This is a genomic window from Antrihabitans stalagmiti (genome assembly GCF_016482825.1).
GTDB classification, from domain to species: Bacteria; Actinomycetota; Actinomycetes; order Mycobacteriales; family Mycobacteriaceae; genus Antrihabitans; species Antrihabitans stalagmiti.
On record NZ_JAEMNV010000009.1, the window covers coordinates 155,532 to 181,090 of the forward strand.

26 protein-coding genes are annotated in these 25,559 nt (G+C 62.5%); 20 read left to right on the forward strand and 6 right to left on the reverse strand.

Going from position 1 to position 25,559, the window contains the following annotated elements; genetic code table 11:
- The first annotated feature begins 145 nt into the window (after positions 1–145).
- From JGU71_RS24210 to JGU71_RS24220, 3 genes are read left to right on the forward strand one after another with little or no spacing between them, the layout of a single operon-like run.
- The gene (locus tag JGU71_RS24210) at positions 146–1,627 is read left to right on the forward strand and encodes an APC family permease (RefSeq protein WP_199707166.1); all 1,482 of its coding nucleotides are present in this window, start codon (positions 146–148) and stop codon (positions 1,625–1,627) included.
- Positions 1,624–2,601, forward strand: a complete 978-nt coding sequence (locus JGU71_RS24215; protein ID WP_199707167.1) for an agmatinase family protein — start codon at positions 1,624–1,626, stop codon at positions 2,599–2,601. Before JGU71_RS24210 ends, JGU71_RS24215 begins: the two co-directional genes overlap by 4 nt.
- A 27-nt stretch (positions 2,602–2,628) precedes the next feature.
- Positions 2,629–3,183 (forward strand): Lrp/AsnC family transcriptional regulator, encoded by a 555-nt coding sequence (locus JGU71_RS24220; protein WP_199707169.1) that lies wholly within the window; start codon positions 2,629–2,631, stop codon positions 3,181–3,183.
- A gap of 16 nt (positions 3,184–3,199) precedes the next feature.
- On the opposite strand, the gene JGU71_RS24225 is transcribed toward JGU71_RS24220, so the two are convergent.
- The 6 genes from JGU71_RS24225 to JGU71_RS24250 all read right to left on the reverse strand — a co-directional run bounded on the left by JGU71_RS24225 (position 3,200) and on the right by JGU71_RS24250 (position 7,995).
- A complete protein-coding gene (locus JGU71_RS24225) occupies positions 3,200–4,729 on the reverse strand; it encodes a flavin-containing monooxygenase (RefSeq protein ID WP_199707171.1) in 1,530 nt (509 codons plus the stop codon).
- The gene (locus JGU71_RS24230; protein WP_199707172.1) at positions 4,726–5,676 is read right to left on the reverse strand and encodes a ferritin-like domain-containing protein; all 951 of its coding nucleotides are present in this window, start codon (positions 5,674–5,676) and stop codon (positions 4,726–4,728) included. The genes JGU71_RS24225 and JGU71_RS24230 overlap by 4 nt, the downstream gene beginning before the upstream one ends.
- Positions 5,677–5,820: 144 nt before the next feature.
- Positions 5,821–6,549: a DJ-1/PfpI family protein gene (locus JGU71_RS24235; RefSeq protein ID WP_199707174.1), complete on the reverse strand. Its 729-nt coding sequence runs from the start codon at positions 6,547–6,549 to the stop codon at positions 5,821–5,823.
- A gap of 39 nt (positions 6,550–6,588) precedes the next feature.
- Positions 6,589–7,038, reverse strand: coding sequence for a nitroreductase family deazaflavin-dependent oxidoreductase (locus tag JGU71_RS24240; RefSeq protein WP_199707176.1), 450 nt, complete (start codon positions 7,036–7,038; stop codon positions 6,589–6,591).
- Positions 7,039–7,052: 14 nt separating this feature from the next.
- Entirely contained in the window at positions 7,053–7,334 is a 282-nt protein-coding gene (locus tag JGU71_RS24245; protein ID WP_199707178.1) for a hypothetical protein, read from the reverse strand.
- 85 nt (positions 7,335–7,419) lie between these two features.
- The gene (locus JGU71_RS24250) at positions 7,420–7,995 is read right to left on the reverse strand and encodes a hypothetical protein (protein ID WP_199707180.1); all 576 of its coding nucleotides are present in this window, start codon (positions 7,993–7,995) and stop codon (positions 7,420–7,422) included.
- A gap of 218 nt (positions 7,996–8,213) precedes the next feature.
- On the opposite strand from JGU71_RS24250, the gene JGU71_RS24255 reads away from it, so the two are divergent.
- The 17 genes from JGU71_RS24255 (at position 8,214) to JGU71_RS24335 (ending at position 25,460) form a co-directional block, all read left to right on the forward strand.
- On the forward strand, positions 8,214–8,852 hold the full coding sequence (locus JGU71_RS24255) for a TetR/AcrR family transcriptional regulator (RefSeq protein ID WP_199707182.1): 639 nt from the start codon (positions 8,214–8,216) through the stop codon (positions 8,850–8,852).
- 88 nt (positions 8,853–8,940) lie between these two features.
- Positions 8,941–9,798 (forward strand): SDR family NAD(P)-dependent oxidoreductase, encoded by an 858-nt coding sequence (locus JGU71_RS24260; protein WP_199707184.1) that lies wholly within the window; start codon positions 8,941–8,943, stop codon positions 9,796–9,798.
- The gene (locus JGU71_RS24265) at positions 9,795–10,655 is read left to right on the forward strand and encodes an SDR family NAD(P)-dependent oxidoreductase (protein ID WP_199707185.1); all 861 of its coding nucleotides are present in this window, start codon (positions 9,795–9,797) and stop codon (positions 10,653–10,655) included. The genes JGU71_RS24260 and JGU71_RS24265 overlap by 4 nt, the downstream gene beginning before the upstream one ends.
- A gap of 8 nt (positions 10,656–10,663) precedes the next feature.
- Positions 10,664–12,202, forward strand: coding sequence for a flavin-containing monooxygenase (locus JGU71_RS24270; protein WP_199707187.1), 1,539 nt, complete (start codon positions 10,664–10,666; stop codon positions 12,200–12,202).
- Positions 12,199–13,206, forward strand: coding sequence for an alpha/beta hydrolase (locus JGU71_RS24275; RefSeq protein WP_199707189.1), 1,008 nt, complete (start codon positions 12,199–12,201; stop codon positions 13,204–13,206). The genes JGU71_RS24270 and JGU71_RS24275 overlap by 4 nt, the downstream gene beginning before the upstream one ends.
- Positions 13,203–14,771: a flavin-containing monooxygenase gene (locus JGU71_RS24280; protein WP_199707191.1), complete on the forward strand. Its 1,569-nt coding sequence runs from the start codon at positions 13,203–13,205 to the stop codon at positions 14,769–14,771. The genes JGU71_RS24275 and JGU71_RS24280 overlap by 4 nt, the downstream gene beginning before the upstream one ends.
- Before the next feature lie 81 nt (positions 14,772–14,852).
- Positions 14,853–15,674: an MlaE family ABC transporter permease gene (locus JGU71_RS24285; protein ID WP_199707193.1), complete on the forward strand. Its 822-nt coding sequence runs from the start codon at positions 14,853–14,855 to the stop codon at positions 15,672–15,674.
- Entirely contained in the window at positions 15,674–16,510 is an 837-nt protein-coding gene (locus JGU71_RS24290) for an ABC transporter permease (protein ID WP_199707195.1), read from the forward strand. The genes JGU71_RS24285 and JGU71_RS24290 overlap by 1 nt, the downstream gene beginning before the upstream one ends.
- Positions 16,511–16,514: 4 nt before the next feature.
- A complete protein-coding gene (locus JGU71_RS24295; RefSeq protein ID WP_199707197.1) occupies positions 16,515–17,555 on the forward strand; it encodes an MlaD family protein in 1,041 nt (346 codons plus the stop codon).
- A complete protein-coding gene (locus JGU71_RS24300; RefSeq protein WP_199707199.1) occupies positions 17,552–18,565 on the forward strand; it encodes an MlaD family protein in 1,014 nt (337 codons plus the stop codon). Before JGU71_RS24295 ends, JGU71_RS24300 begins: the two co-directional genes overlap by 4 nt.
- On the forward strand, positions 18,553–19,572 hold the full coding sequence (locus JGU71_RS24305; RefSeq protein ID WP_199707201.1) for an MlaD family protein: 1,020 nt from the start codon (positions 18,553–18,555) through the stop codon (positions 19,570–19,572). Before JGU71_RS24300 ends, JGU71_RS24305 begins: the two co-directional genes overlap by 13 nt.
- Positions 19,572–20,672, forward strand: a complete 1,101-nt coding sequence (locus JGU71_RS24310; RefSeq protein ID WP_199707203.1) for an MlaD family protein — start codon at positions 19,572–19,574, stop codon at positions 20,670–20,672. The genes JGU71_RS24305 and JGU71_RS24310 overlap by 1 nt, the downstream gene beginning before the upstream one ends.
- A complete protein-coding gene (locus JGU71_RS24315) occupies positions 20,669–21,745 on the forward strand; it encodes an MlaD family protein (RefSeq protein WP_233530034.1) in 1,077 nt (358 codons plus the stop codon). The genes JGU71_RS24310 and JGU71_RS24315 overlap by 4 nt, the downstream gene beginning before the upstream one ends.
- Positions 21,742–22,710, forward strand: coding sequence for an MlaD family protein (locus JGU71_RS24320; protein WP_199707205.1), 969 nt, complete (start codon positions 21,742–21,744; stop codon positions 22,708–22,710). The genes JGU71_RS24315 and JGU71_RS24320 overlap by 4 nt, the downstream gene beginning before the upstream one ends.
- A gap of 26 nt (positions 22,711–22,736) precedes the next feature.
- Positions 22,737–23,621 (forward strand): alpha/beta fold hydrolase, encoded by an 885-nt coding sequence (locus JGU71_RS24325; protein WP_199707207.1) that lies wholly within the window; start codon positions 22,737–22,739, stop codon positions 23,619–23,621.
- 121 nt (positions 23,622–23,742) lie between these two features.
- On the forward strand, positions 23,743–24,600 hold the full coding sequence (locus JGU71_RS24330; RefSeq protein ID WP_199707209.1) for an SDR family NAD(P)-dependent oxidoreductase: 858 nt from the start codon (positions 23,743–23,745) through the stop codon (positions 24,598–24,600).
- Positions 24,597–25,460, forward strand: a complete 864-nt coding sequence (locus tag JGU71_RS24335; protein ID WP_199707211.1) for an SDR family NAD(P)-dependent oxidoreductase — start codon at positions 24,597–24,599, stop codon at positions 25,458–25,460. Before JGU71_RS24330 ends, JGU71_RS24335 begins: the two co-directional genes overlap by 4 nt.
- Positions 25,461–25,559 lie beyond the last annotated feature (99 nt).

The following is a 25,559-nucleotide window of genomic DNA, read 5'->3' on the forward strand; positions in this document are numbered from 1 at the left end:
GTGCCGGATTCCGGGACACATACACAGCAACTAGGGCATTATCCAGCACGTTTCTGAGTCCAGTTTCCGGTATTCGTCTTGTTCTCCATGCCCCGCTGGGCTGAGGATTGCGTCACATCCCGATCCGGCGGCAAGGAGACACTCAGTGTCTGAACAAACTCACCACACCTCGGCGCATCTTCGTCGAGAGTTCACGATCTGGTCTGCCGGCGCCGTCGCGTTTGCATTCATCTCACCGATCGTCGCCTTGTACTCGATCTTCGCGTTGGTCATCACAGCGAGCGGCGCCCGCGGCTGGTGGGCCTTTCCCATCGGCTTAGCCGGACAGATCCTCGTCGTTCTCGTATTCGGCGAACTGGCTTCCCGGTGGCCGATCGAAGGCAGTGTCTACCAATGGGTTCGCCGGTTGGCCCCGACCTGGCTCGGCTGGATGACGGGCTGGCTCTACGCCTGGACACTCACCATTTCCACCGCAGCGGTCGCATACGGAACTGCGACCTTTCTGCCGCCCGCCGTGGGTCTGCAGCCATTCGACACTTGGACGACAATCGCCGTCGCGATCGGCATCGTCGCGCTGGTGACGGCCGTCAATGCGGCGGGTCGATCCGTAGTGAAGTACCTCGTTTGGGCGGCGTTGGTCGCCGAACTCGTCGGCAGCGTCGCCATCGGCGTCTACCTGATCGCCTTCCACAAGATGCAACCGCTCTCCGTGCTTTTCAACGGTGCGGCCAGCAACGGAACAGACAGCAGCTGGTCCGGGCTCCTCGCCGCCGTCGCGTTCGTGGGATGGTCGTTCGTCGGCTTCGAAGCTGCAAGCTCGATCAGCGAGGAAGTGCGTAACCCCGAACGCGCCGTTCCGAAAGCCATGATCGTTTCCCTTCTTTCGGTCGCGCTCGTCGTCAGCTTCTCCGCACTGTCGATCATTCTTGCCACACCCGACCTGGCAGCTGGCTCGACATCCGGGTCCGGCGACCTCGTCATCGACGTTCTCACCGCGAGGTTGGGCAGCACCATCGCCCAACCGGTGTTCGTACTTCTACTCGTCGCCTTCTTCGCGACGCTGGTCGCCGTTCAGGCATCGGCCTCGAGATTGGTCTTCGCGTTGGCACGGGATCGGGCACTCCCCTGCGCCGCCAGCGTCGCGAAGCTGTCGCTCAAGCACGGCCTGCCAGTTACCGCACTGCTCGTCGTCGGCGTCGCTTCGACACTGATCTTGATCACCAGCAGCATCGGCGACGTCTACACCACCCTGATCGGCTTCACCGTCGGCGGATTCTTCATCACCTTCTCGCTGGTCTTGTCGGCACGCACCGTCTATCAATTTCGCCACGGCTGGCCTAGGTCGACCTTCAGCCTCGGCCGGCTCAGCTTCCCCATTGCGGTCTTCGCAACCGTGTGGAGCGTCTTCCAAACCGTCAACATCGCGTGGCCCCGAATAGCGGAAGCGCCTTGGTACGAACGCTATTCGGTGCCGTTGATGTTGCTGATTCTCACCATCGTCGGACTGGTCGTCTACGCCACCCGCCGCACCTCGATCACCCCGATCACAGACCTGAGTCCGACCACACCCACCGATATCGCTCACGACACCCAGCACAACCCACTCGAAACAGGAGCAGCACGATGACCGCACACATCCGCCCGACCAACTTCGCCGCAATCACCAGTGGCATCCTCTCGGTTCTCGGCGCGCCGCACGTCCCCCCGTCCCAACTCGAAGGATCCGGCGCAAAGGCCGCGTTTCTCGGATTCCCGTTCGACGGCGCCAACGCTGCAATCGAACGACCCGGCTCCGCCAACGGACCCCGCGGCCTCCGCATCGCGTCCAACATGTGCTTCCCGTGGTCCTTCGAATGGGACATCGACCTGTTCGAAGCCTTCGGCCTTGTCGACTGCGGCGACAGTCCGCTCGCCATCGGAAACGCTGTGCGCACACACGAACTCGTCCAACACGAAATCGACACCATCCTCGCTGCAGGCGCCATTCCCATCACCGTCGGCGGCGACCACTCGGTGTGCGTACCCGGCGCGCGGGCCCTGTCCGAGCATCTCGGTCCCGACAAGAAGATGGGATATCTCCACCTCGACGCCCATCTCGACGCAGGCGAGGAAATCGGCGGCGAGTTTCAAACCAACTGCAGTGGCCTCGTGCGCGCGGGCGACCTCCCCAACGTCGACCACAAGAACATCGTCGCGATCGGAGCCCGCGGGACGATCAACGTCCCCGACTGGTGGACCGCGGTACGCAACCGCAACATTGCGGTCTACACGATGCGCGACATCCGCAACAACGACTTCGAGACCATCCTCAACGAGGCGCTCGACCGCGCCTGGGACGGTGTCGACGGCGTGTACGTCTCCTTCGACACCGACGTTATCGATTCGGCCTACGCGCCCGGCACCACAGGACCCGAACCCGCGGGATTCACCGGACCTGAAATCATCCGACTTGGCCAAATGATCGGTGAGCGTGGACTTTCCGCGGTCGACAACTGCGAACTCGCGCCGATCTACGACCCGAGCGGCATCACAGCGCGCCTGGTGTGGGAAGTCCTGTCCCAAATGCTCTACGCCCACGCAAAATACAATCTGCCCATTTAGGAGACCGTGGTGTTGCAAGGTATGAGCATGCCAGAGGATTCCGGCGCCGCCCGAGCACTAGAACCGATCGATGCGATCGAACGCCAGATCTTGTCGTGCCTCAGCGAAGACGGCCGAATGCCCAGTTCCGTTATCGCAGAACGACTGCAGATCTCGGAGAAGACCGTCAGGCGACGCCTGAAACGGCTCACCGACGTCCACGGTATGAAGGTCGTGCCGGTCATCGACCCCGATCGCGTCGGGCTCGACACGTGCCTGTTCATCGGCATATCGGTGGACAAGCATCGCCTGCTCGAAGTCGCGGCTCTGGTGCGCGCCATGCCCGAGGTCAGGTATCTCGCCCTGACCACCGGGCAATGGGACCTTCTTGCCGAAGCCTTTGTCGGCTCGCGCGAGCACATGGCGAGCTTCCTGATCAACACCATCGGACAACTGCCCGGCGTGCACGACGCCGACACCTTCAATGTCCTGCGAATCGTGAAATTCGGCTACGAATGGGAGATTCCGCAGGTCGTCCGCTCAGCGACGCCCGCGGTCAGCATCGCTCACCCCGACCGTCGCCGACCCCCACCACGTAGATAGTCCGACCGCTTTCAGGTCAGCGTGCGTGCACTACCTGCGGCTGCGCGGGGTGGGCGCTGCGTTGGACCATCAGGTAGTCGCGAGCCTTGAACGAGCGCATCTGTGAGAGGTACTGGGTCGCGAATCCCGGGTACATCGAGGCGTTGTAGCCGTCGGCGGTGAGATACCAACTCCGGCAACCGGTCATCCACGTCGTGTGCTTCAGGCGCTTCTGAATCTGCGCGTTGTACTTCCGTTCGACGTCTTCGCGGACGTCGAGGTAGTGCAGATCCATGTCGACGATCGTCTTGATGCTTCGAACCGCGTAGTCGATCTGTCCTTCGAGGTAGACCAGCAGCGAATTGTGCCCTGGTCCCGAGTTCGGTCCGTTGGTGAAAAACAAATTCGGAAACCCGTTGGTGTGGGCGCTCTTATACGCCGACGCGTGACCGTGCCATTTCTCTTCGAGTGTCCGGCCACCGCGGCCGGTGACCGCGAACGGCGGGCCGTCGAGATGGACGTCGTACCCGGTGGCGAACACGATGCAGTCGAACTGATGCTCTATGCCTTCCGCTGTACGGATCCCGTTTTCCGAGATGCGGGCGATCGGCCACGTGATGAGTTTGCAGTTCTCGGCTTGGAGTGCGGGATAGAAATCGCTGGATGCGATCAACCGTTTGCACCCGGCGCGAAATTCGGGGGTGAGTTGGCGGCGTAACCACGGATCCTTCACCTGCGCACGCAGATTGGCCATTGCGATCTTCTGGATCAGTGTAGTGATCGGCGAATTCCAGACCAGTCCGGTTGCGAGCGTTTCGTGGCCGTAGAACAGGGCCGTCCGAGACAGTCGCTGGGTGGCCGGGACCACTTCGTAGAGCTTTTGCAGCGCCTCGGGGACCGGGAAGTCCGGTCGCGGCAGGATCCAGCCGGGTGTTCGTTGAAACACCTTGACCGACTTGGCGGTCTTCACCAACTCCGGGACGATCTGCACCGCGCTGGCACCGGTGCCGATCACCGCGACGTGCTTGCCCGCCATGTCGTAATCGTGATCCCATTTGGAGCTGAGAATCTTGTGGCCTTGGAAGTCATCGATTCCCTTGATCTTCGGGAAGCTCGAATCCGACAGTGGTCCGCCTGCGCTGACAACCGTTCTGGCACGCAGCTTTTCACCCGCACGCGTCGTCACGATCCAGATTCCGTCGGCCTCGACGAATTCGAGGGCGACGACCTCTTCATTGAATCGAATCAGGCGTTTGACGTCGAAACGATCGGCAAGACCCTCGATGTGGCGGCGAATTTCGGGTCCAGGGGCGAACGTTCGCGACCATCGCGGGTTCGGTGCAAACGAGAAGGAATAGAGCATCGACGGAATATCAACGGCCGCACCGGGATAGGTGTTGTCTCGCCATGTCCCACCCAACCGCGAGGAGCGCTCCAGCAGGACGATGTCGTCGATTCCCGCTTGCTTGAGTTTGAATGCGGTGCCGAGGCCGCTGAACCCCGCGCCGATGATCAGCGTCGTGTAGGTGTGACTGTCGGCGCTTGTGTCCGTCGCCTTTTCGGTCATGCGACAGCCTCCTGATCTGCAGTGCCGACACTGACCGGCTCGTACGTGATTTCGCTGAACCAGGACGGGATCGCGGGGAACGCGCGACGCGGGATCCGATCACTCGCCCAGACCATCGAGTTGGCAAGCAGGTGGTAGGGATGCTTGACGTTGACCACCATGCCGGCGTGCCACTTGACCACCTGATACAGCGGTATGCGCGGGGCGAACCTACTGCGGTCGCCGAGCTTCTTGAATCGCTCCATCGCGGAGTACAGCCGTTCGGGATGAAAGCCCATCTCCGCGACTTCGTTGCGGGTCCGATTGAGCAACGGGATGTAGACCGCAGCGCCGACGATAAGGCTCGGTGACGCGACCGCGCCGATGAACTCGATCAACAACCGTCGCATCGAACCGTGGCCGAGCATGTCGAGAACTTCGAAACCGACTGCGATGTGACGTGATTCGTCGTTGTTGATCTTCGCGAACACCTGATCGCACACCGGGTCGTGCACCTCTTCGAGCAAGAACTTCAGCAAGGCGCCATCGAGTGCGACCTCGAGCATCGGGATCACCGTCCCGAGCGCACTCATCGACATGTCGTCGCCGTAGCGATCGAGCCAATCCATCGCCATGCGGATGTTGACGTTGGGCTCCGGCATCTCGCCCTCGTCGAGCATCCCCCACCGCTTCATCAGCGCGAGTTCGGCATTGGCGTGCCGCTGCTCTTCCGCATGGAAGTAGCGGTAGATCTCCCGCAACGTGTCGTTGGGGGCCTTCCTCGCCAAGGCCGCGAAGCCGCGCGTACCGACATTCTCGATCCACGCCAGATCGGCCATAAATGCTTTCAGCTTCGGCTTGAACTCCTCGCTGATGGTTTCCGCGCCGGGCGCGTCCCAGTCGATATCAGCGAGTGCCCATTGCCGTTCTTTGACTTTCGCGAGTGTGTCTTCGAGATCCAGCGCCATTGCAGGCCTCCGTGTTCTTGTCGCCGAGATACTCGAAGCCCACCACCAACTGTGCCAGTTGTCAATGGCGTATTACTTCCGCGAGCGGGCCACCAGTGCCACAAACAGCGCCGGAACGGTGCCCTGACAGCCCGTTCGCCGCAGTCAGCGTCGCGTCAGCTGGCGAGCTCGGTTGATCGCGTTGACCCACAGCAGTTTCGATCCTGCGGCCGCTTCGGAGGCAAGTTCGCGGGCAGGGACCAGCTGAGTGGTCAGAACGACGGCACGAGCTTTGGTCGTGACGGATGCCTTGCTGAGGTGACCACTGTCGAACGGGGGCTGCGGGTCGTACTCGATCAGCAGTTGCGCGGCCTCAGCGCGCTCGCGGCCCGCAATTTCGCCGACGAGCCACAAACCGAGGTCCAGCCCGGCCGACACCCCGGCAGCGGTGATGATCTTCCCCTCCCGGACGATTCGCTGCTTGCCGTTCGGCGTCACGCCATACGACTTCAACACCGGAAGCGCAGCCCAATGACTGGTCGCGGTCATGCCGGCGAGAACACCGGCTGCTGCCAGCAACACCGATCCGCTGCACACGGACACCGTCCACGTCGAGGTCGTGTGCGCCCGTTGCAACCAATTCAGAAGCCGCTCGTCGCCTGCGGTCTGCATGGTGGACGTGAGCGATCCCCCGACCAAGATCAGGTCCGGCGCGGGTGTCTCCTCGAACGAATGGGTGGCCGCGAGAATCAGTACGCCGCTGTCGGTGACGATCGGTCCTGGTTCGTGCCAGACGAATCGGATCTCCGGATCGGGAAGCGTGCGCAGCAGCTCGAAAGGGCCGACGGCATCGAGAGCCGTCATGCCGGGATAGACGACGATGGCGATCTGCACAGTGACGGGTCCTTCGTAGGGGTGGCGACAGTGAATTATTCAGTCGTCGAACGTGATTCGAACTGTGATCGGCGTGGTCTGCACGCTGCGAACCGCAGACGCGCTGAGTGCCGAGGCGACGGGGTTCGAGCCGAACGATCGGGCGCGGGCGACCACGTCGTCAGTGTGGTCGAACACCGCAGTGCCGGTCCGCCATGCCTTTCCCTGCCGGATTCGCACCCGTGGATGTGTCGTGATGTTCGCACCCCAACCGGATCTGGTGCCGTGTTGAGAAATGACCCAAGCCCCGGCATCGTCGAATTTCGCGGTCACGACGACGGACCGCAGCAGGCCGGTCTTGCGACCGGTGGTCTCCAGCTCGGTGGCGTAGCGCGACCGGATTCCGGCATGACGCATGGCGATCACGACCGGATTGACAGCGCGTTCCAGCGCTCGTTCGATGCGAAACTTGCGTTCGAACGCGCGGGTTTCATTGCGTGCACTACTCATGTTCGATCCCCTCGTCAGACGTACCAGTGGGCCGTGCGGAACCAGCCATAGATCGAGCCGAACACTCGGGAGTCGACTCCCCGATAGCGGTCGATCGCGGCAGGTCGTGCGTGCAACCGTGCGGCGAGACGTAGTACCACGTTGTCCCGAAACCCAGTGTGGAAGCGTTCCATTCGGTCGATGCCAGCGTCGATCGAGTGATGTAGCGGATCCACGGGCCGCCACAACTGTGGGAGCGGCGCGGGCAGCCGTCCAATGTACTCAGTGATCTGCTGGCGAAAGTGCGGCTGGGACATCGTCGGTTCTCCTCGGTGTTGTGGGGGGTTGCCGTACGACGCGAGCGTCCAGGCATGGGGTAGCGCAAAATCGACTCTCGCTGTGCTACTTCGTCGGTAACGCAGCGTCCATTCCGCCGACGTCTGTAACTTGCCAGTCGGAGTCCTGGTCGATCGTGATCGTGTACGTAACCGTCGTCTGTGCGCCGTCCGGGTTTTGGGCGTTGGTGGAGTTGACGTCGAGGAAGACGTCGACCTGACGGGTCCCGCCTGATTCTGAAATGACCTTGGCGGCAATAGGTGTCGCAGTCGACGTCCACTTCAGCGGGGTAAGAATCTCCTGCAGCTTGGGCGCTGTCGCGGCGAACTTGTCGGCGAGGGCAGGGGCGGTGTTCGTCTTCAGCCGGCCGACCCAGGCGTCGAAGTCGTCGAACCGGACCGTCGCCGCACCGACCGCATAATCGGTGGCGACCTGCTCGGCTCTATTGGCATCGGCGGCGGCGGAATCACGCTGCGCGATGTCGCGTCGACTGGAGATGGCAATAACGGCCAGCACGACCACCGCTACTACCAAGGCGGCCGTGGCGGCACCCCAAGCAAGGGTGGACCACGAGAACGACACCGTGCGTTTGGGTGCACGCACAGGGCTGTCGGTTACGGTCGGCTCTTCGGTCATCGTCATCGATGCCTCCGGTTCGGAGCGAGAAACCATGTCTCGCTGAGGTTTACACGTTGGCCCGCGGAGGCGATGCCAGCGTGCCGGCTGTCGCGTCCGATTGCAGACGGTGGAAATTTCTCCGCCGTTTCCATGGACAACGCCTTACGGATAATCTTATTATTCGGATAGTAGCGCTACGTTGCTGGATCATCAAGAGCGAAGAGAGACTGCGAGGACTGCCGATGCCACTCCAACGCACACCGATGACTCGGGCCGAGTCCCAACAGCGCACCCGCAAAGAGGTGCTCGACGCAGCGGAAGAACTGTTTCTTGCGCACGGTCTGCACGACACGACCGTCGCGAAGATCGCTGCCGCAGCCGGCCGCACCCAGGGCGCGATCTACGGCAACTTCACCAGCAAGGAGAACGTGTGCGCCGAAGTTCTCCTTCGGCGCGGCATGGCACTGCTGTCGCAGATGTGGACGACGATCGCCCAGTCACACCGGACCGTCGACGACGTGGTCGAAACCATGGTGACGTCGTGGGGAATCGCCGTACAGGATGAACAACTCGTCGCCCTCTTGGTCGAGTACGCGCTCGCGGTACACAAGAATCCTGAGCAACTCGAAGTGTCGCGGGGCCATCTCACGATGGGACTGACCGTTCTCGGAACGATGCTCGACGACGCCGTCCCGATCGAGGCATCAGCCGCCGATCGCGAAGAGGCGACCAAGGGAATCGCCAGCGCCGCAATAGGTCTCGCGCTGTCACAAACCTTCGACCTGCTCGCGGCTGAGGATGTTCCTCGCATACTCGATCGTACGATCCGGAACTGGATCGCCGACCTGAGTCGACCGTCCGGCGACGCCTCAGCCAGTTGAAAGATTCTAGAATACGGGGTTGCGTCGCTATCCAAAAACCCCTACTGTTCAAATAATACTATTATCTAGACCGACAAGGGAGTCGAACATGAGCCTGGCGGTTGTGACAGGTGCTGGCAGTGGCATAGGCCGCGCCAGCGCGATGCGATTCGCTCGCAAAGGTTCGATGGTCGTGGTCGCCGACATCAACACCCAAACCGGAGCCGAAACAGTCGCCTTGATCGAAAGCGCTGGTGGCCGTGCCGTTTTTCGTCGCCTCGATGTTGCCGACGCTGCCGAGTGGGACGTCTTCGCCACCTGGGTCTGCGCGAACCTCAAAGTTCCCGATGTCCTTGTGAACAACGCCGGAATCTTGATCACCGGAGGCTTCTTGGAGCAGACGGGCGCGGACTGGCGACGAATGATCGGCACCAACATGATGAGTCCGATGCTCGGGTCTCGTGTATTCGTGCAACGCATGGTCGACGCGGGTGTCCGCGGCCACATCGTCAATGTGTGTTCTGTCGGTGCATTTATGCCGACTCCCCTTTCACCTTCCTACGTCACCGCCAAAGCCGGCGCCTGGTTCGGCACCCAGGCCCTTCGTTCCGAATTCTCGAGCAGCGGAATCGGTGTGAGTGCCGTGTGCCCTGGCCTGATAAACACCGAACTGTCGGCGAACGGCACGCGCTCGGGCGCAGACGAACTCGACAACGCCGATTGGGCGACCAAACTCAGCCGGGCACAACACTTCTTCGGCCGATCGCCGGAGAACGTCGCCGATGCGATCGATCGTGCCGTCCGCTGGAACCTCGCGACCGTACCGGTCGGCATCGAGGCGTGGGCGGGTTGGTATCTCTACCGACTCTCCCCCGGACTATCCCGCGGACTCATGGGCCTGGTCGGAATGCCATTGGCCAACAACGTGATCGGCGTCGCCGACAAGGTTCTCGGAGGTAAGCGATGAGCACGGTTATCGTGACGGGCGGAGCTGCGGGGATCGGTTTGGAGACCGCTCGGCTGTTCGCCACGAAAGGCGATCGTGTGGTCATCGCCGATCTGGACGGACCTGGCGCGGAAGTTGCGGCAGCAGACATCGTGGCTGCCGGCGGCCGAGCACACTCCTACCGCCTCGACGTCTCCGATGAACAGCAGTGGGAAAACTTCGGCAAATGGGTCAACGACCAGTTCGGTGCGGCGGACGTCCTGATCAACAATGCGGGAATCATGGACCTCGGCGGCTTCACCGAGATGAGCGCCGCACAGTGGCAGCGAACGGTCGACATCGACCTTATGAGCGTGGTCTACGGCTGCCGCGTATTCGCCAAGCAGATGATCGATGCAGGCGTGCGCGGCCACATCGTCAACCTGTCGTCGGGTGCCGCGTACGCACCGTTCAAACTCGAGCCTGCCTACGGTGTCGCCAAAGCCGCCGTGTTGATGGCGTCGCAAGCGCTCCGTGTCGAATTACGTTCGCACGGAATCGGTGTCACAGCGATTTGTCCCGGCGCGATACGAACGGACCTGCTCGCGCACGGCGAACGGGCCGGACTCAGCGATGCCGAACAGGCGGCATGGCGTGACGACATCGGCAAGGCGCAATCGATGGCATTCGCCGGTCCCGACAAAGTCGCTCGCGTCATCGAACGCTCGGTGCGGAACAACTGGGCGATCGTTCCGGTGAACCCCGAATCCTGGCTTGGTTTCGTCATGTTCCGGCTCTCCCCCAGCCTTGTCCGCGTGACCCTTTCGCTCGCGTCGTTCGATCGCGCCGACGCTCTCCTCACACGTGTCCGCCCACTGCTGGCCCGCAACTCGAAATGAGACCGAACATGCCTGTAGCACCCCAACACGAAGTCGCGATCATCGGCGCCGGACCAGGCGGCATCGCTGCCGGCGTCAAGCTCCGCGCCGCAGGCATCGATGACTTCGTCGTGCTGGAAAGGTCCGACGACGTCGGCGGCAGCTGGCACGAAAACCATTACCCCGGCCTCGGCGTCGATATCCCGGCCATCGCGTACCAGTATTCGTTTGCGCGGAACGCCAAGTGGAGCAGAGTCTTCCCACGCGGCGCCGAAGTCAAGCAGTATCACGCCGATGTCGCGCGGCGCTTCGGCATCTACGAGCGCGTGCAGTTCGGCAGTACGGTCGAACGCGAGGAATGGGACGACGAGAGTCGGTTCTGGCGCCTGCATCTCGACGACGGGTCCTCGGTTACTGCCCGATACCTGATCAGCGCGGTCGGCGCCTTTGTTCGCCCCAAGGCGGACTCCGGGATCGCAGGCCAGGACTCGTTCAAGGGCAAGATTCAGCGGCCGAGCAGCTGGGACGACGACTACGACATGACTGGCAAGACCGTCGCGGTTATCGGCACAGGCGCGAGCGCGGTGCAACTCATTCCCGCCATCGCACCGGAGGTGCGGCAGCTCAACGTCTTCCAACGCACGCCGGTCTGGTCCATTCCGAAGCCCGACTTCACGGTGCCGCCCGCGATGCAGCGAGTACTCGGCATCCCGGGCGTCCAACCGGCCCTGCACGGAACCGCTTTGGTGGCAATCGATCTCCTACTTCGTGGTGTGATCAAGAGCCCGGGACGCGTCATCCACCCCGTCATGGACAGGTTCGACGCAGCATGCCTGGCGGGCTATCGTCGCTACCTGAAACGCGTTGTGACCGATGACGACACCCGCGAGAGGTTGACTCCCAACTTCGGGATTCTTGCCAAGCGTCCGACGATGTCGAACGCCTATCTGCGCGCATACAACCGAGACAACGTTTCGCTGGTCACGACGCCCATCGACAAAATCACCCCGACCGGCGTCAAAACCCGCGATGGCGTGCTGCACAAGGCAGACGTGATCGTGCTGGCCACCGGCTACGAGGTCTTCTCCGATCCAGAGACCTACCGCCCCGGAACCATAGTCGGCCGCAACGGATTCGATCTCGCGAAGTTCTACAACGAGGAAGGACTGCAGGCCTACCAGAGTGTGTCGGTCCACGGTCTGCCGAACCGGTGGACCCTCGTCGGGCCGTACTCCTGGACGGGGTCCGGCTGGCACGCTTTCGTCGAAATGACAGCGGGCCACGCGGTGCGTGCGATCACCGAGAGCCGCCAGCGCGGTGCTGTCGTATGCGAGATCCGCAAGGAAGCAGCAGATGCTTACCACGAACGGATCTACAGCCAAGGCGAGTCGTTGCGCTACTACCTCGCTGACCTGAACGGTCACGTCCCGACGTACTACCGCAACTCACAGGGCGACAGCACCTACGTCCGGCCGTCCAGTTTCTTCGAAGCGCGCCGCGGCAACAGCAAGTTCCCGCTCGACGACTACAAGTTCGAAGTCCAGGTAGCTGCCGAGGTGTCGGCATGACCGCGCCGCATGCGACTGTGCACGTCGAACTGGTCAACAGCGCTCGCCGGTCGACCCGGATCGCACATCGGATCGCTCGATCCACACTTCGCCCCGCAGCCGACACGATCGCAAAAATCGGTGCACACGGACCGTTCGCCGGCGCGCCTGCCTTCCGTGTCGCCAACGTTGCCGAGGTCCTCGCGGCGCCACTGCGCGCTCCGCGTGGCACCTTGCGCGAGCAAGTCCAGTTCGCGAACTTTCGCGCCGAATGGTTGTGGCACAACAGTATCGACGGGCCGAGCAAGCCCACCGGCGGAGCGATCGTGTATCTGCACGGGGGCGCGTTCGTCGCGGGCGGCCTGCACAGTCATCGCCGCCTCGCCGCGAAGATCGCAAGCGCAAGCGCTCTGCCGCTGCTCAACGTCGACTACCGGCAACTGCCGAAGGGACACATCACCGACTCTGTCGACGATGCAGTCCAGGCGTACCGATATCTGCTCGATCAAGGATTCGCCCCTGAAAAGATCATCCTTGCAGGCGATTCCGCCGGTGGCGGTCTTGCGTTCGCTGCGGCCCTCGCAATTCGCGACCGAGGACTCGCCACACCGGCCGCGATCGTCGCCATCGCCCCCTTTGCCGACTTCGATTCCACGCGTCGTGCGGCGCATCCGAACGACTCCATCGATCCGGTGATGTCTGCGTTCCTGCTGTCGGTTCCTGTGCTGCAGGGTTTCGCCACCGACGGCATAGTGGATCCGGCATGGTCGCCGGTGAACCATGACTTCACCGGCCTGCCACCCGTGTTGATTCAGGTCGGCTCCACGGAAGTACTGCGCGACGACGCCGAGCAGTTGGCACGACGCTGCGCCGAAGCGGGTGTGCCCTGCACCCTGCAGGTCTGGGACCACGCTATTCACGACTTCCACGTCGCAGCCGATGTGCTGCCCGACGCTCGTGCCGCCATCGCCGAAATCGGCAAGTTCGTGCACTCGATCACCGAAGGAAAGCAGGTAGGACAATGACGTCTCGAAACGGGTCGAACCCGGTTCCGCAGTACGAGGTGCTCGTGATCGGTGCAGGTTTCGGTGGTATCGGCACCGGAGTCGCGCTGCAAAAGGCCGGCGTCGACAACTTTCTGATCATCGACAAATGGCACAAGGTCGGCGGTACCTGGAACGCGAACACCTACCCCGGTGTCGCAGTGGACGTTCCCTCGCCGATCTACAACTTCTCGTTCCAGCAGCGGTCAAAATGGTCACGATTCTTCGCCCCGGGCAACGAGATTCAGCGCTATGCCGAGGAAGTCGTCGACAAGCAGGGCTTGCGCGGCAAGCTTCGGCTCGGCTGCGGGGCAGAGAAGGCAGTCTTCGACGACGCACACGACCTGTGGCGCATCACCACCGATGGCGGCGACGAGCTGACCGCGCGTTACCTCGTCAGTGCGGTCGGCGTTCTCGAGCAGCCCAAGCTGCCGCCCATCGACGGTATCGAAGACTACTCCGGCAAGATCATGCACACCGCACGGTGGGACCACTCCTACGACTATCGCGGCAAGCGTGTCGCCGTCATCGGCACTGGAGCCACTGCGCTGCAAGCGATTCCAGAGCTTGCCAAGCAGGTCGAGCAGCTGACCGTTTACCAGCGGACCGCAATCTGGGTCGCTCCCAAACCGGACTTCCCGATGGGTGACGGTTGGAACCGGGTTCTCGACGTTCCGCCGGTCCAGCAAGGGGTGCGACTGTTCGGCAACATTGCCGTCAACGCGTTTCTCGGGTTCGGCTTCGCACTATCGGACTATCCGCGGGCGACCTCCGCGGTCCTCGGTGTGGGCGAAAAAGCGCTGAAGGCGTACCTGTTCACCCAGATTCGCGACCGCGAGTTGCGCCACAAACTCATCCCGAGCTACCGGCTCGGCTGCAAACGTCCCTCGATTTCCAACGTGTACTTCAAGACCTACACCCAACCGCACGTAGACCTGATGACAACACCGATCGAGAAGTTCACGGAGACCGGCATAGTCACCTCGGACGGCGAGCATCGCGAGTTCGACATGGTGGTCACCGCCACCGGTTTCAAAGTCATGGACAAGGGTGCAACACCGCCGTACCCGGTCTACGGCTCCAACGGCGTCGAGTTGGGCCAGTTCTGGGACGAGAACCTCTACCAATCCTACGAGGGCGTCTCGGTTCCCAAGTATCCCAACATGTTCCACATCTTCGGTCCGTACGGCTACGCCCCGGGCTCGGTCATTCCACTGATCGAAGCGACGTCGGCGCACGCCGCACGCGTCATCGCCGAGTCACGCCGTCGCGGCGCCACTCGCGCCGAGATCCGCCAGGACCCGCACGACGAGTACTTCCAGCGGATGCTCGCTCGCAACGACAACACCTACCTGTTCGACCTCGGCTGCGCGGATTCGCGCACGTACTACATCAACTACCAGGGCCATGCTCCAGCGCTGCGGGCGACAACCCAGTTCGACATGTACTGGAGCAACAGGCATTTCCCGCTCGACCACTACCGCTACACCGCCACATTGCCCACCGCCGAGCACGCGGTACCCCTCGCGGCCGCCGCCTCGAATTAGCAGAGAACCCCAACAACACTGTCCGGTGCATCTTCGACGATCGAACACCGTCGAACTGCCGATACAAGCTAGGAGGCAACGATGCCCGACACAGTCGTTGGAGCGCTTCGCCGGAACGTGAGCCGCACGACGCTCTCGGCTCTGGAAACCCTCGGGCGTCTCGTAGCCTTGGCGATCGAGTCTGTACAAGGCGCGGTCGCTGACGTGGTCTCCCGCCGCTTTCAGTGGCGGGAGACCACACACCAAGCGTGGTACCTCATCACGGTCACCGCGATACCTGCTGTGCTGATGGCGATTCCGTTCGGCGTCGTCGTATCGATTCAGGTCGGCAACCTCATCAAGCAACTCGGCGCAGATTCGTTGCTCGGTGCGGCGGGTGGACTCGGTGTCATCCAGCAGGGCGCGCCGCTGGCGACCGGCCTGCTGCTCGGAGGTGCAGGCACAGCAACGATCGCCGCCGACCTGGGTGCCCGCACGATCCGCGAAGAGATCGATGCACTCCGCACGATGGGGATCAGTCCAGTGCACCGGCTCGTCATTCCCCGGATGGTGGCGATGTTGTTTGTCGCCCCACTGCTGAACATCTTGATCATCTTCGTCGGCGTGCTGTCGGGCTATCTGGTTGCGACTGCAGCCCAGGGAGTTACGCCTGGTAGCTACTGGGCGACCTTCGGAGCGTTCGCAACCTTGACCGATGTGGCGATATCGATCGTCAAAGCCGTGCTCTTCGGGTTTCTTGTCGTCATCATCGGTTGCCATCGCGGGCTGGAAGCCAAGGGCGGTCCACGCGGGGTGGCAGACGGTGTGAATGCGGCGGTCGTCTTGTCGGTCGTCGCTATCGCATTGGTCAATGTCGGTATCACACAGATTGTTTCGATGTTCTTTCCGACAAAGGTGGCGTGATGACAATCCCTCACCGTCTCAAACGCGGCACAGACCGCGCGATACGGCCGATCGAGTCGACCGGCTACGCGATGAGCTTCGTCTGGCACGCGTTGGCTGCGATCCCGTTGACGCTGCGCAGATATCGGGCCCAGACCATGCGGACCATCACCGACATGACCTGGGGCCGCGGCTCCGTGATCGTCGGCGGCGGGACCGTACCCGTGCTGGTCATCCTCGGCGTTGCGATCGGTGCCGGAGTCGGCATCCAGGGCTACACGACACTCAATCTTGTTGGCCTCGGCCCGCTCACCGGCATCGTCTCCGCCTTCGCCAATACCCGTGAACTTGCGCCGATTGCAGCCGCGATCGGGTTCGCTGCCCAAGCCGGCTGCCGAATGACGGCCGAGATCGGGTCGATGCGGATCTCCGAGGAGATCGACGCCTTGGAATCGCTTGGCCTGAAATCGATCCCGTTCGTCGTCACGACCCGCGTGATCGCCGGCGCGGTCACGATCGTCCCGACCTTCCTCGTCGCACTTGTACTGAGTTACTTCTCGTGCTCGGCGATCGTGTTGATCGTCCATGGTCAGTCACCGGGTGTGTACGGCCACTACTTCTTTCAATTCGTGAACCTCTACGACATCGGTGCGGCGACTCTGAAGATCCTGGTGTTCGGTGTCGCGGTCATTCTCATCCACTGCTATCACGGCTTCGTCGCAACCGGCGGGCCCGAAGGCGTCGGTGTCGCGAGCGGCCGGGCGGTGCGCGCGAGCTTCATCGCGATCATCGGACTGGACATGGTCCTGACGCTCCTGCTGTGGGGCATCAATTCACCGATCACGTTCTCGGGGTGATGTGATGCCTCTCTACGGAATGCCCGGTGTGCCAACGACTCGACGCACGTCGCTGCTGGTCGGTGTGGCCACACTGGTTGTGGTCCTGACCGTCGGTCTGGTGTGGCATTCGATCGCGACCGCACCCGACGAGAACGCGATCCAGGTCCAGCTGCGGACCGATGTGACGGGCGACGGCGTCGCCGACGGCACCGGCGTCCGGCTCAACGGCACGCAGATCGGCCACGTCACCGCCGTCGACAGCGACTCGGGCGGCACACAGGTGCTCACACTCGGCTTGGACCGCGCTGCACTCGTCGGGCTCACGGACAATCTGCGGATCGAGTACGCACCGGCCAACCTCTTCGGTATCAGCGAGGTCGTACTACTGCGTGGCGATGGTGGCACACCGCTCGCCGATGGCGACGAAGTCGACCTTACCGGGGGCGAACGCGTCCGAGACTCCACGATGGGCACCATGCTGCGGTCGCTGTCGCAAACGACGACGACAGTCCTCACTCCCCAGCTCACCGAGATTCTCACCCAGGTCGGCAACGATGTCGACGCCTTCGCGCCGTTCATCGAAGCCCTCGTCAGTGTGAGTCGCGCTGTTGCGGACTCGCAGCGGTATCCGACGTCATTCCTCATCGAGCAGTACGCGTCCTTCTTCAACGGGGTCGCGGTATTCGGTAGTGGATTCGTCGAACTGATCGACCGGATCTACAACATCGACGTGTTGCGCAACGACCGCGAGCGCTTCGACATCGGAGTCTCACTCGTCGTCGACCAGCTCTTCCCGTTGATCCGCGATGTGCTCGGAACCGCCCGCGGATCCCTTGGCGGCTACAGCGACACCCTCGCCGTGGTGCTCGGCCAACTTGCCCGGACGGTGCCCGACCCGAACCGGTCGCACACCGAACTCACCGAACTGATCGACCGGCTGGACCGCACCTTCCGAACGACCCCGAACGGTCCACAGGTCGACGTTGACGTGCTGGTCCGGGGTATGCCGGGCCTCATGGTGCCGCTGACCGGCGGCGCCAAACTAGAGGACGGTGTCCGATGAACGGGCGTTCGCAACGGGGCCTCGTCGCCCGCTTGCTCGTGTTCACAGCGTTGATCGGCGTGCTGCTCGCGGGAATCGTGATCGCCATCCAGCGCCCTGTCGACGGGTCCACCCGGACGTTCGAGGCGCTGTTCACCGACGCCAGCGGCCTCAGGGAGAACGCCGACGTCAGGATGTTCGGCGTCGCGGTCGGCAAGGTCACCTCGATCGAACTGGACGGCAACCAAGCGCGTGTGCAATTCACCGTTGTCGAAGATCGGCCGATGTTCGATACAAGCGTCGTCGCCATTCGATACCAGAACCTGACCGGCCAGCGATACGTCGACGTCAAGCAACCGGATTCGGCCGGCAGCACGCTCGGGCCCGGCACGGTCATCGGCACCGACCACACCATTCCGTCGTTCGACATCACCGCCCTGTTCAACGGCATGGAACCGGTACTCGCTGAATTCTCGCCCGCGGCGGTGAATCAGTTCCTGGAGAACGCGATCGCCGTGATCGAAGGGGACGGAAAAGCAGTCGGATCGACCCTCGACGCGATCGACAAGCTTTCCGCGTTCGTCACCGACCGACAACAGGTGATCTCGCTGCTGTTGCGAAACTTCGAGCAGGTCTACCAACAGCTCGGCGGAAAGTCTCCCGAAACCGCGACGCTCATTCGCGGTATCAGCGACGTATTCGTCAACCTGCAGAAGCAGTTCGAGGGCCTGATGGATTTCGTCGACATCGCACCGTCGGTGCTCGGTCCATTGAATAACTTGTTGGCTGCACTCGGCTTCACGCAGCCCGACAACCCGGATCTGCAGAACGACCTGCGACTGCTGTTCCCCGATCCCCAAACCACGATCGATCTTCTGAACAAGCTTCCAGGTTTGCTGCAATCGTTGACCAACCTTATGCCCGACCCCAACAACCCGATAAATACGACCTGCGCCAACGGGTCGGCGGATGTACCGGGAATCGTCGCGGTACTTATTGCAGGACAGCAGGTTTCGATATGCAACGGCTGAAGCACGGGCTGGGGTGGGTGCGCGAGCTACGGTACGGCCAAGACACCGACCCCCGTACCCAACGACTGCTCGGCATCCTCGGTCTCCTTGCCGTCGTGATCGTCGTCATCGTGAGCGCCGTCATCTACGTGTTTCCATTCGGCAAAACCACCTACGCCGCAATGCTTTCCGACGGCGGCAGCGTTCGTGCAGGCGACGATGTCCGCATCGCGGGCATCTCCGTCGGAGCGGTGGAATCGGTCGAGCTGACCGAGGATTCGGTGCGTATGGAGTTCACCGTTCGCGACGACGTCTTCCTCGGAGATCTGACAACTCTCGACATCCGTATGCTCACCCCGATCGGCGGCCACTACGTCGCAGTGTCTCCGTCCGGCACAGAGCCGCTCGGCGATCAGCCGATCCCCGCGGACCGAGTTCGCCTGCCGTACAACCTCGTCGAAGCCCTTCAGGATGCGCAGAGACCGATTGCGGAGATCGACGCAGGCAGCTTGCAACGCAGCCTCGCCCAGCTCACGTCGTCACTGCAGACAAGCCCGAACTCGGTCTCCTCACTCACCGACGCGGTGTCCACCATGGTCGGCCTGCTCGACAAGCAGAACGCGGACGTCTCGCGCGCGCTCGACGTAGCCGAGGAATATCTCCGCGTCCTCGGCGACACAAAATCGGTGATCGGGTCGATGCTTTCCAAGATCGGGCTGATGGAAACGCAGATCCTCGACCGCAAGACAGAGGTCATCGAAGCGCTTCGGGTCGCGAACGAATTCCTCGCTCGCATCGCTGCGATCGAACCCGCGTGGCGTGAGCAACTCGAACCACTCGCCGACCGAATCGTCGCAGCGGTACCACAACTCGACGAGCTCGGCAGGCGCCTCGGTACCGTCGCCGACTTGCTCGTCCGAGCTGGCGACAGGTTCCGCAGCCTCGTCACACCTGCGGGGATCGCGATCGATCACTCCGAGACCACAGTTCGACCGATCTGTATCCCTGTTCAGGGAAGGAGCTGCTGATGCTGCGCAACTTGGTCGCATCGCGCGGATTCGTGTCGATTCTCGGAACGGTTGTCGTGGCCGCCGTTGCCGCAGCGGGTGCGTTCGTGCTGCTGGAGCCGACCAAAGCACGCATCGACTACTGCGCGATCATGCCCGACTCGATCGGGTTGTACGTCGGTAACGACGTAACCCTTCGGGGCGTTCCGGTCGGCACCGTGAGCGATATCCGGTCCGAAGGGACCCTGGTTCGTGTTGACTTTCGCATCGACGCAGATCATCCCCTACGCGATACCGTCACCGCCACAACAGTTTCCGATACCATCGTCGCCGACCGGCGACTCGCTGTGAACGATTCCGCCGGCAACGCCTGGAATCCGTCGGAGTGCGTCACTCAGACCGCGACACCGAAAAGTATTACCCAGACGCTAGATTCACTCGCGGGCCTCGCCGACCAACTCGACGGAGGCAACGACCCCGCTGCCCGGAACACCATCAGTGCCGCTGTCAGTGCATTCGACCGGTCGGTATCGGGCACGGGCCCGAAAATGAACGACATCATCACCCAGCTTGCGGCCGCGCTCCGCTCACCCGACGCCGCGATCGGTCGGATCGGATCGCTGATCGACACTCTTGCGTCTCTATCGCAAAGCGTCGCCGATGGCTGGGGAGATCTGCGCACAATGCTCACCGGCCTCTCCCCCTTGCTTCAGCTGGTGAACCAGGTCTGGGATCAGGTCGTTGTGGTCGTCGATTCGATCGTCGTGATTCTCCCCTGGCTCAACGACATCACCACCAAGTACGGCGGACCGATCCTGCAGTTACTCGACAAAACCGTGCCGTTTCTCGACCTGGTGGCCGCCAACGTCGGCACGCTCGAGCAACTGATCGACATGATCCCAGCCGTCGAAACGGCGTTCCGAACCGTCATCGATCCGCAAACCGGACTCGCGATGGTGTCCTACGCGCCACCGAGGGTCGCGCTGGACGAGCAACTTTCCGTTCAAGTCTGCGCAGCGACCAACGCGGTCGCCCCGGGGTCCTGCCATAGTGCCGAAACGGCGTTCACAGCAACAGATCTCGCCGCACTCGTATTCGGCCCGTCAGGAGGCGTGCGATGACCCGACGCAAGACCATCACCCAGATGGTGACTACGCTCGCTGCCTTGCTGGCCGTCTGCATGCTCGCGGGCTGCGGGGTCGATCCCGCTGCACTCAGCCTGCCGGGCAGCAAGGCCGGCGGTCCCACCTACACCATCCACATCGAGTTCGCGAACGCGCTCAATCTGCCTTCTCGTGCACGTGTGGTCGCCAACGGCGACCACGTCGGCGACCTCGCGGGATTGACCGTCGCCGACCCGACGTCGGCCCGTCCGGGTTCGGTCGTTGCCGATGTCGAGATTCAGCAGGGCGTTATTGTTCCCAGTTCTACAACGGCCCAGTTGCGGCAGGACACTATTCTCGGCGACATCTACATCAGCCTCGATATTCCCGCCGATGCAGACCGCCGGGACCGAATCGAACCCGGCGGCACAATTCCACTGGAAAAGACCGAAGCCGCACTCCAAGTCGAAGACGTGTTGGCAGGACTTGCCACCTTCGTCTCCGGTGGTGCCATCCGGTCCGCGCAGGATGCCATCACTCGCGTCAACGCCGCACTTCCGGCCGACCCTGCCGAGACCGCCCGTATCGCCGACATCCTCAAACGGGATGTCGTCGACGTCGCGGCGAATCAGGAGGACCTCGACGCCTTCATCGCCGCTATCGACACCAACGCTCGGCTTATCATCGACAACCGCGAGCAACTCGATCAGATACTTACTCCCACAGGCGTTGTCGACATCACCGAAATCGCACGATCGCTGATCGGTGTCATCGGAGTCATCGGCGCCCTCGGCGGCATCGTGCATGCGCTCGAATGGATCGCGCCGCTGGCCACCGAAGGCGACGCGGCCGCACGGGCCTTCCTTCCCATGCTGCTCAACACCGGGCGTCCCCTGAACCTCTCCGCTCCGTCGAATCTCAACCGCATCACCGCGTTCATCCGAGACAAGCTCATTCCCTGGGCCGAACGACCGACAGTGAACATTCACGGAATCCGCACCGAGACAGCCTCTTCGGCTCAACCGGTCTCATCCGAAGACCAAGTCGACCAGGTGCTAGCCACCTTGCGCATGATCGGAGTCGTCCGATGACAAAGCCTCGTCTCAGCTCGATCGTGTCACTCGGATCGATCCTCGTCGTCGCCGTTGTTGCCATCACCTATCTGCTTTTCGGTGTCGCCCGGGTCGACTGGTTCAAGCACTCGACCTCGGCGGTCATGTTGATACCCGACTCGGCAAATCTGGTGCCGCGCTCGCCTATTCTTTTGTCCGGCATACGCGTTGGCCAGGTGACTGCGGTGACGAACACAGTCGACGGGGTCGAGGTTCGCTTCGACATCGACGAGGGCAGGAAGATTCCGATCGACAGCCGAGTGGCGATCGAAGCACTGTCGGCGCTCAGTGAGCCCTACGTCGAATTCCGCCCCAACACGGCCGGCGGGCCGTTTATAGGCGACGGGCAGCTGGTGAACAGTCTTTCTGTCGCGACGCCGAGGTCCATGCCCGAGGTCGCTCGCACCATCACGACCCTGCTGCAGCAGCTCGATCCCGCCGCCATCGCGTCCATCATCGACACGTTCGACCAGGCGTTGGACGGTACGGAATCGGTACTGCCCGAACTCACTCACGCATCCGATCTCCTCGCCGCCACGCTCTTGTCCCGCGCGCCACAGATCCGCGCGATGCTCGACAACGCGCAAGTTCCTGGACCCGACGTCGCTGTCGCCGGAACCAACATGGCCGACGCAGGGCCACAGTTCGCCGAATTCGGTGACAAGGTCGGGGAGGTCGTCGACTCACTCGAGGTGCTGCTCGACGCCCGACCTGTGCCCGACGCATACACGACCGGCACTGGACTGATTCCGTTCCTCCACGAACTCGACGCCTATCTCGAGGAAGTTGGCCCCGACCTGGTTGCCCTCTACCCGATCATCGGTCCCCTGCTTGCAAAGGCCGGCGACGCGACGCAGGGAATCGATCTGTCCGCCTTGATATCTGCAGCCCTTGCCTCCGTCAGCCCCTCTGGCGCAGTCGAACTGCAGGTCACCGTCAACTAGCTCCACCAAAGCCTCAGGAGGCAACGATGACTACGCAATTCTTCAGCTACAACGGCAACAAGGTCGCCTACACCCGTGAGGGACGTGGAAAGCCGATTCTGTTCTTGCACAACGGCGGAGCGTCCAAAGAGATTTGGACTCGGCAAGTCGACGCGCTTCGCGATCGCTACGAGGTGATCTGCCTCGACCATCTCGGCTTCGGCGAATCGGACATGCCGGAGTCGGGATACACACTCGATAAATACGTCGACCTGTTGTCGGCCTTCATCGATCACTTGCAGACCGACAAAATATCGGTCGCGGCCAACTGCATGGGTAGTGCCATGACGTTGATACTCGCTGACCGCCGCCCCGAGATCTTCGAGGCACTCGTACTACTCAATCCGTTGTCGGAGCAGACGACGCGCGGAGGCGCAATCGGTTTGGCGTTACCGCTCGTGAAGCGATTCCCTCAGCTATCGCTCGCTGCCAGTCGGCGAATTCGGATACCGGCACCTTTGACGAGGTTCATCATCGCAGCCCAGTACGGCCCACGCGGTTGGCGCAGAGGCCTGATCACTCCGTTGCCCGGTGCTGCCGCCGCCGGCGCGGGCTGGGGCCGCAGAGGCAGACTGACGTCGATGGCAGAGATGTTCTCCGACCTCACGCTGTTCCGCGCCATCGACCAACTTCGTCCGGGCGCAGACTTCCCACCGCTCGCTGTCGTCTGGGGAACGGCCAACCTCGGTCTATCCGCTCGCAAGGGGCGCGTTCTCAATCGGGCCCTGGAGCCGGATCGCGAAGAATTTCTACCTCGCTGCGGCCACCTCCCGATGATGGAGAACCCGGAGGCCGTCACCGCCATCATCGACGAGTTCGTCGGCGCGCCGCCCGCCCGTCGGGTAGGGGTCACACTGGTGGCCCCCGCCTGATGTTCCGCCGCTCGAGCGCGAAATCGCGTTGAATACCGCCTCCATCGGGATTGCATTGTTATTCGGATAATAGTATTCTTTCAATGAAAATCAGCACCAAACACGACAAGGGAGTCGACGGATGACCGTGACAGTGGTGACGGGTGCCGGTAGCGGCATCGGCCGAGCGACGGCGAGCCGCTTCGCTCGCAAAGGTTCGGCGGTAGTTGTGGCCGACATCAACGAGAAGACCGGCACCGAGACCGCCGACCTCATCCGGAAGAACGGCGGCAACGCAATCTTTCGCCGACTCGATGTTGCGGACGTGGCGGACTGGGAAGACTTCACCGACTGGGTATGCGCCGAATTCGACGTGCCCGACGTCGTGGTCAACAACGCGGGCATTCTCATCGGCGGCGGATTCCTCGAGCAATCCGGGGACGACTGGCGTCGGATGATTGCGATCAATCTGATGAGTCCGCTCATCGGCTCGCGACTATTTGTCGAGCGAATGGTCGACGCCGGTCGGCGCGGCCATATCGTGAACGTCGCCTCCGTCGGCGCGTTTCTGCCGACTTCGGTGGCCCCGTCCTACGTCACCGCGAAAGCTGGAGTCTGGCTGGGGACACAGGCGCTACGGCAGGAGTTCGGTAGCAAGGGCATCGGCGTCAGCGCCATCTGCCCCGGACTCATCCGAACCAGTCTGGCGGCCAACGGAACTCGGGCGGGTGTCGACGAATCCGAAAGTTCCGCGTGGTCCGCGAGGCTTGCCGCCGGCCACCGCATCATCGGCCGCTCCCCCGACCGTGTGGCGTCGGCGATCGAGCGTGCGGTCCGCTGGAACCTGTCGACCGTCCCGGTCGGCACCGAGGCGTGGGCGGGCTACTACCTGTCTCGGCTCTCACCATCAGCAGTCCGGGGTCTCAGCGGCCTGGCGTCGATGGATTTCGCAGATCGTGGAGTCTCGTTGTCCGGCAAAGTATTCGGAGGTGCTCGATGAAGACCGTGATCGTAACCGGCGGTGGCGCCGGCATCGGCCGGGAGACGGCAAAGCTGTTCGCACGCAAAGGTAGCCGGGTGATCGTCGCTGACATCGACGAGGCGGGCGCCGAGGAAACCGTTGCGGCGATCAAGTCCGCGGACGGTGAAGCTGTGCCCTACCGACTGGACGTACGCAGCGAAGACCAGTGGGAAGACTTCGCAGGCTGGGTTCGCACGGTCTATGGCGGTGCGGATGTCCTGATCAACAATGCCGGCGTGATGGATCTCGGCGGCTTCGTCGAAACCACGATCCCGCAGTGGCAACGGATGATCGACATCAACCTGATGAGCGTCGTGTACGGCTCCAAGGTCTTCGCCAAGCAGATGATCGACACCGGCGTACACGGCCACATCGTCAACATCTCCTCCGGCGCTGCATTTCTCCCCTCACAGCTCGAGCCCGCCTACGGCGTGGCGAAGATCGGCGTACTGATGGCTACGCAGTCGCTGCGGGTCGAACTTCGCAAGCACAACATCGGTGTGACCGCGATCTGCCCGGGAGTCATCCGTACCAACCTGCTGGCCAACGGTGAGCGGAACGGACTCACCGCTGAACAGCAGGCCGAATGGAAAGCCCAGATGGGCACCGTCCAAACGTCATTGGGCTTCGGCGGACCCGACAAGGTGGCCCGAGTCATCGAGCGATCCGTGCGAAACAACTGGGCGATCGTTCCGGTAAATCCGGAGGCTTGGCTCGGCTACGGGTTATTCCGGCTCTCGCCGACCCTGCTGCGCACGGTCGCGTCGGTTGCGTCCTACGGCCGGATCGACTCGCTGATCACCACCGCTCGGCCGCTGCTGGATCGTCTGACCAAGTGAGGGGCGGGATCGTTCCCATCCACGCGGAGGAGGCATCGGCGGCATCCAGCGTTCGGGTTCAGGTAGTCGGGGGCCGAGTAGGCGAATGCAGATTCTGCA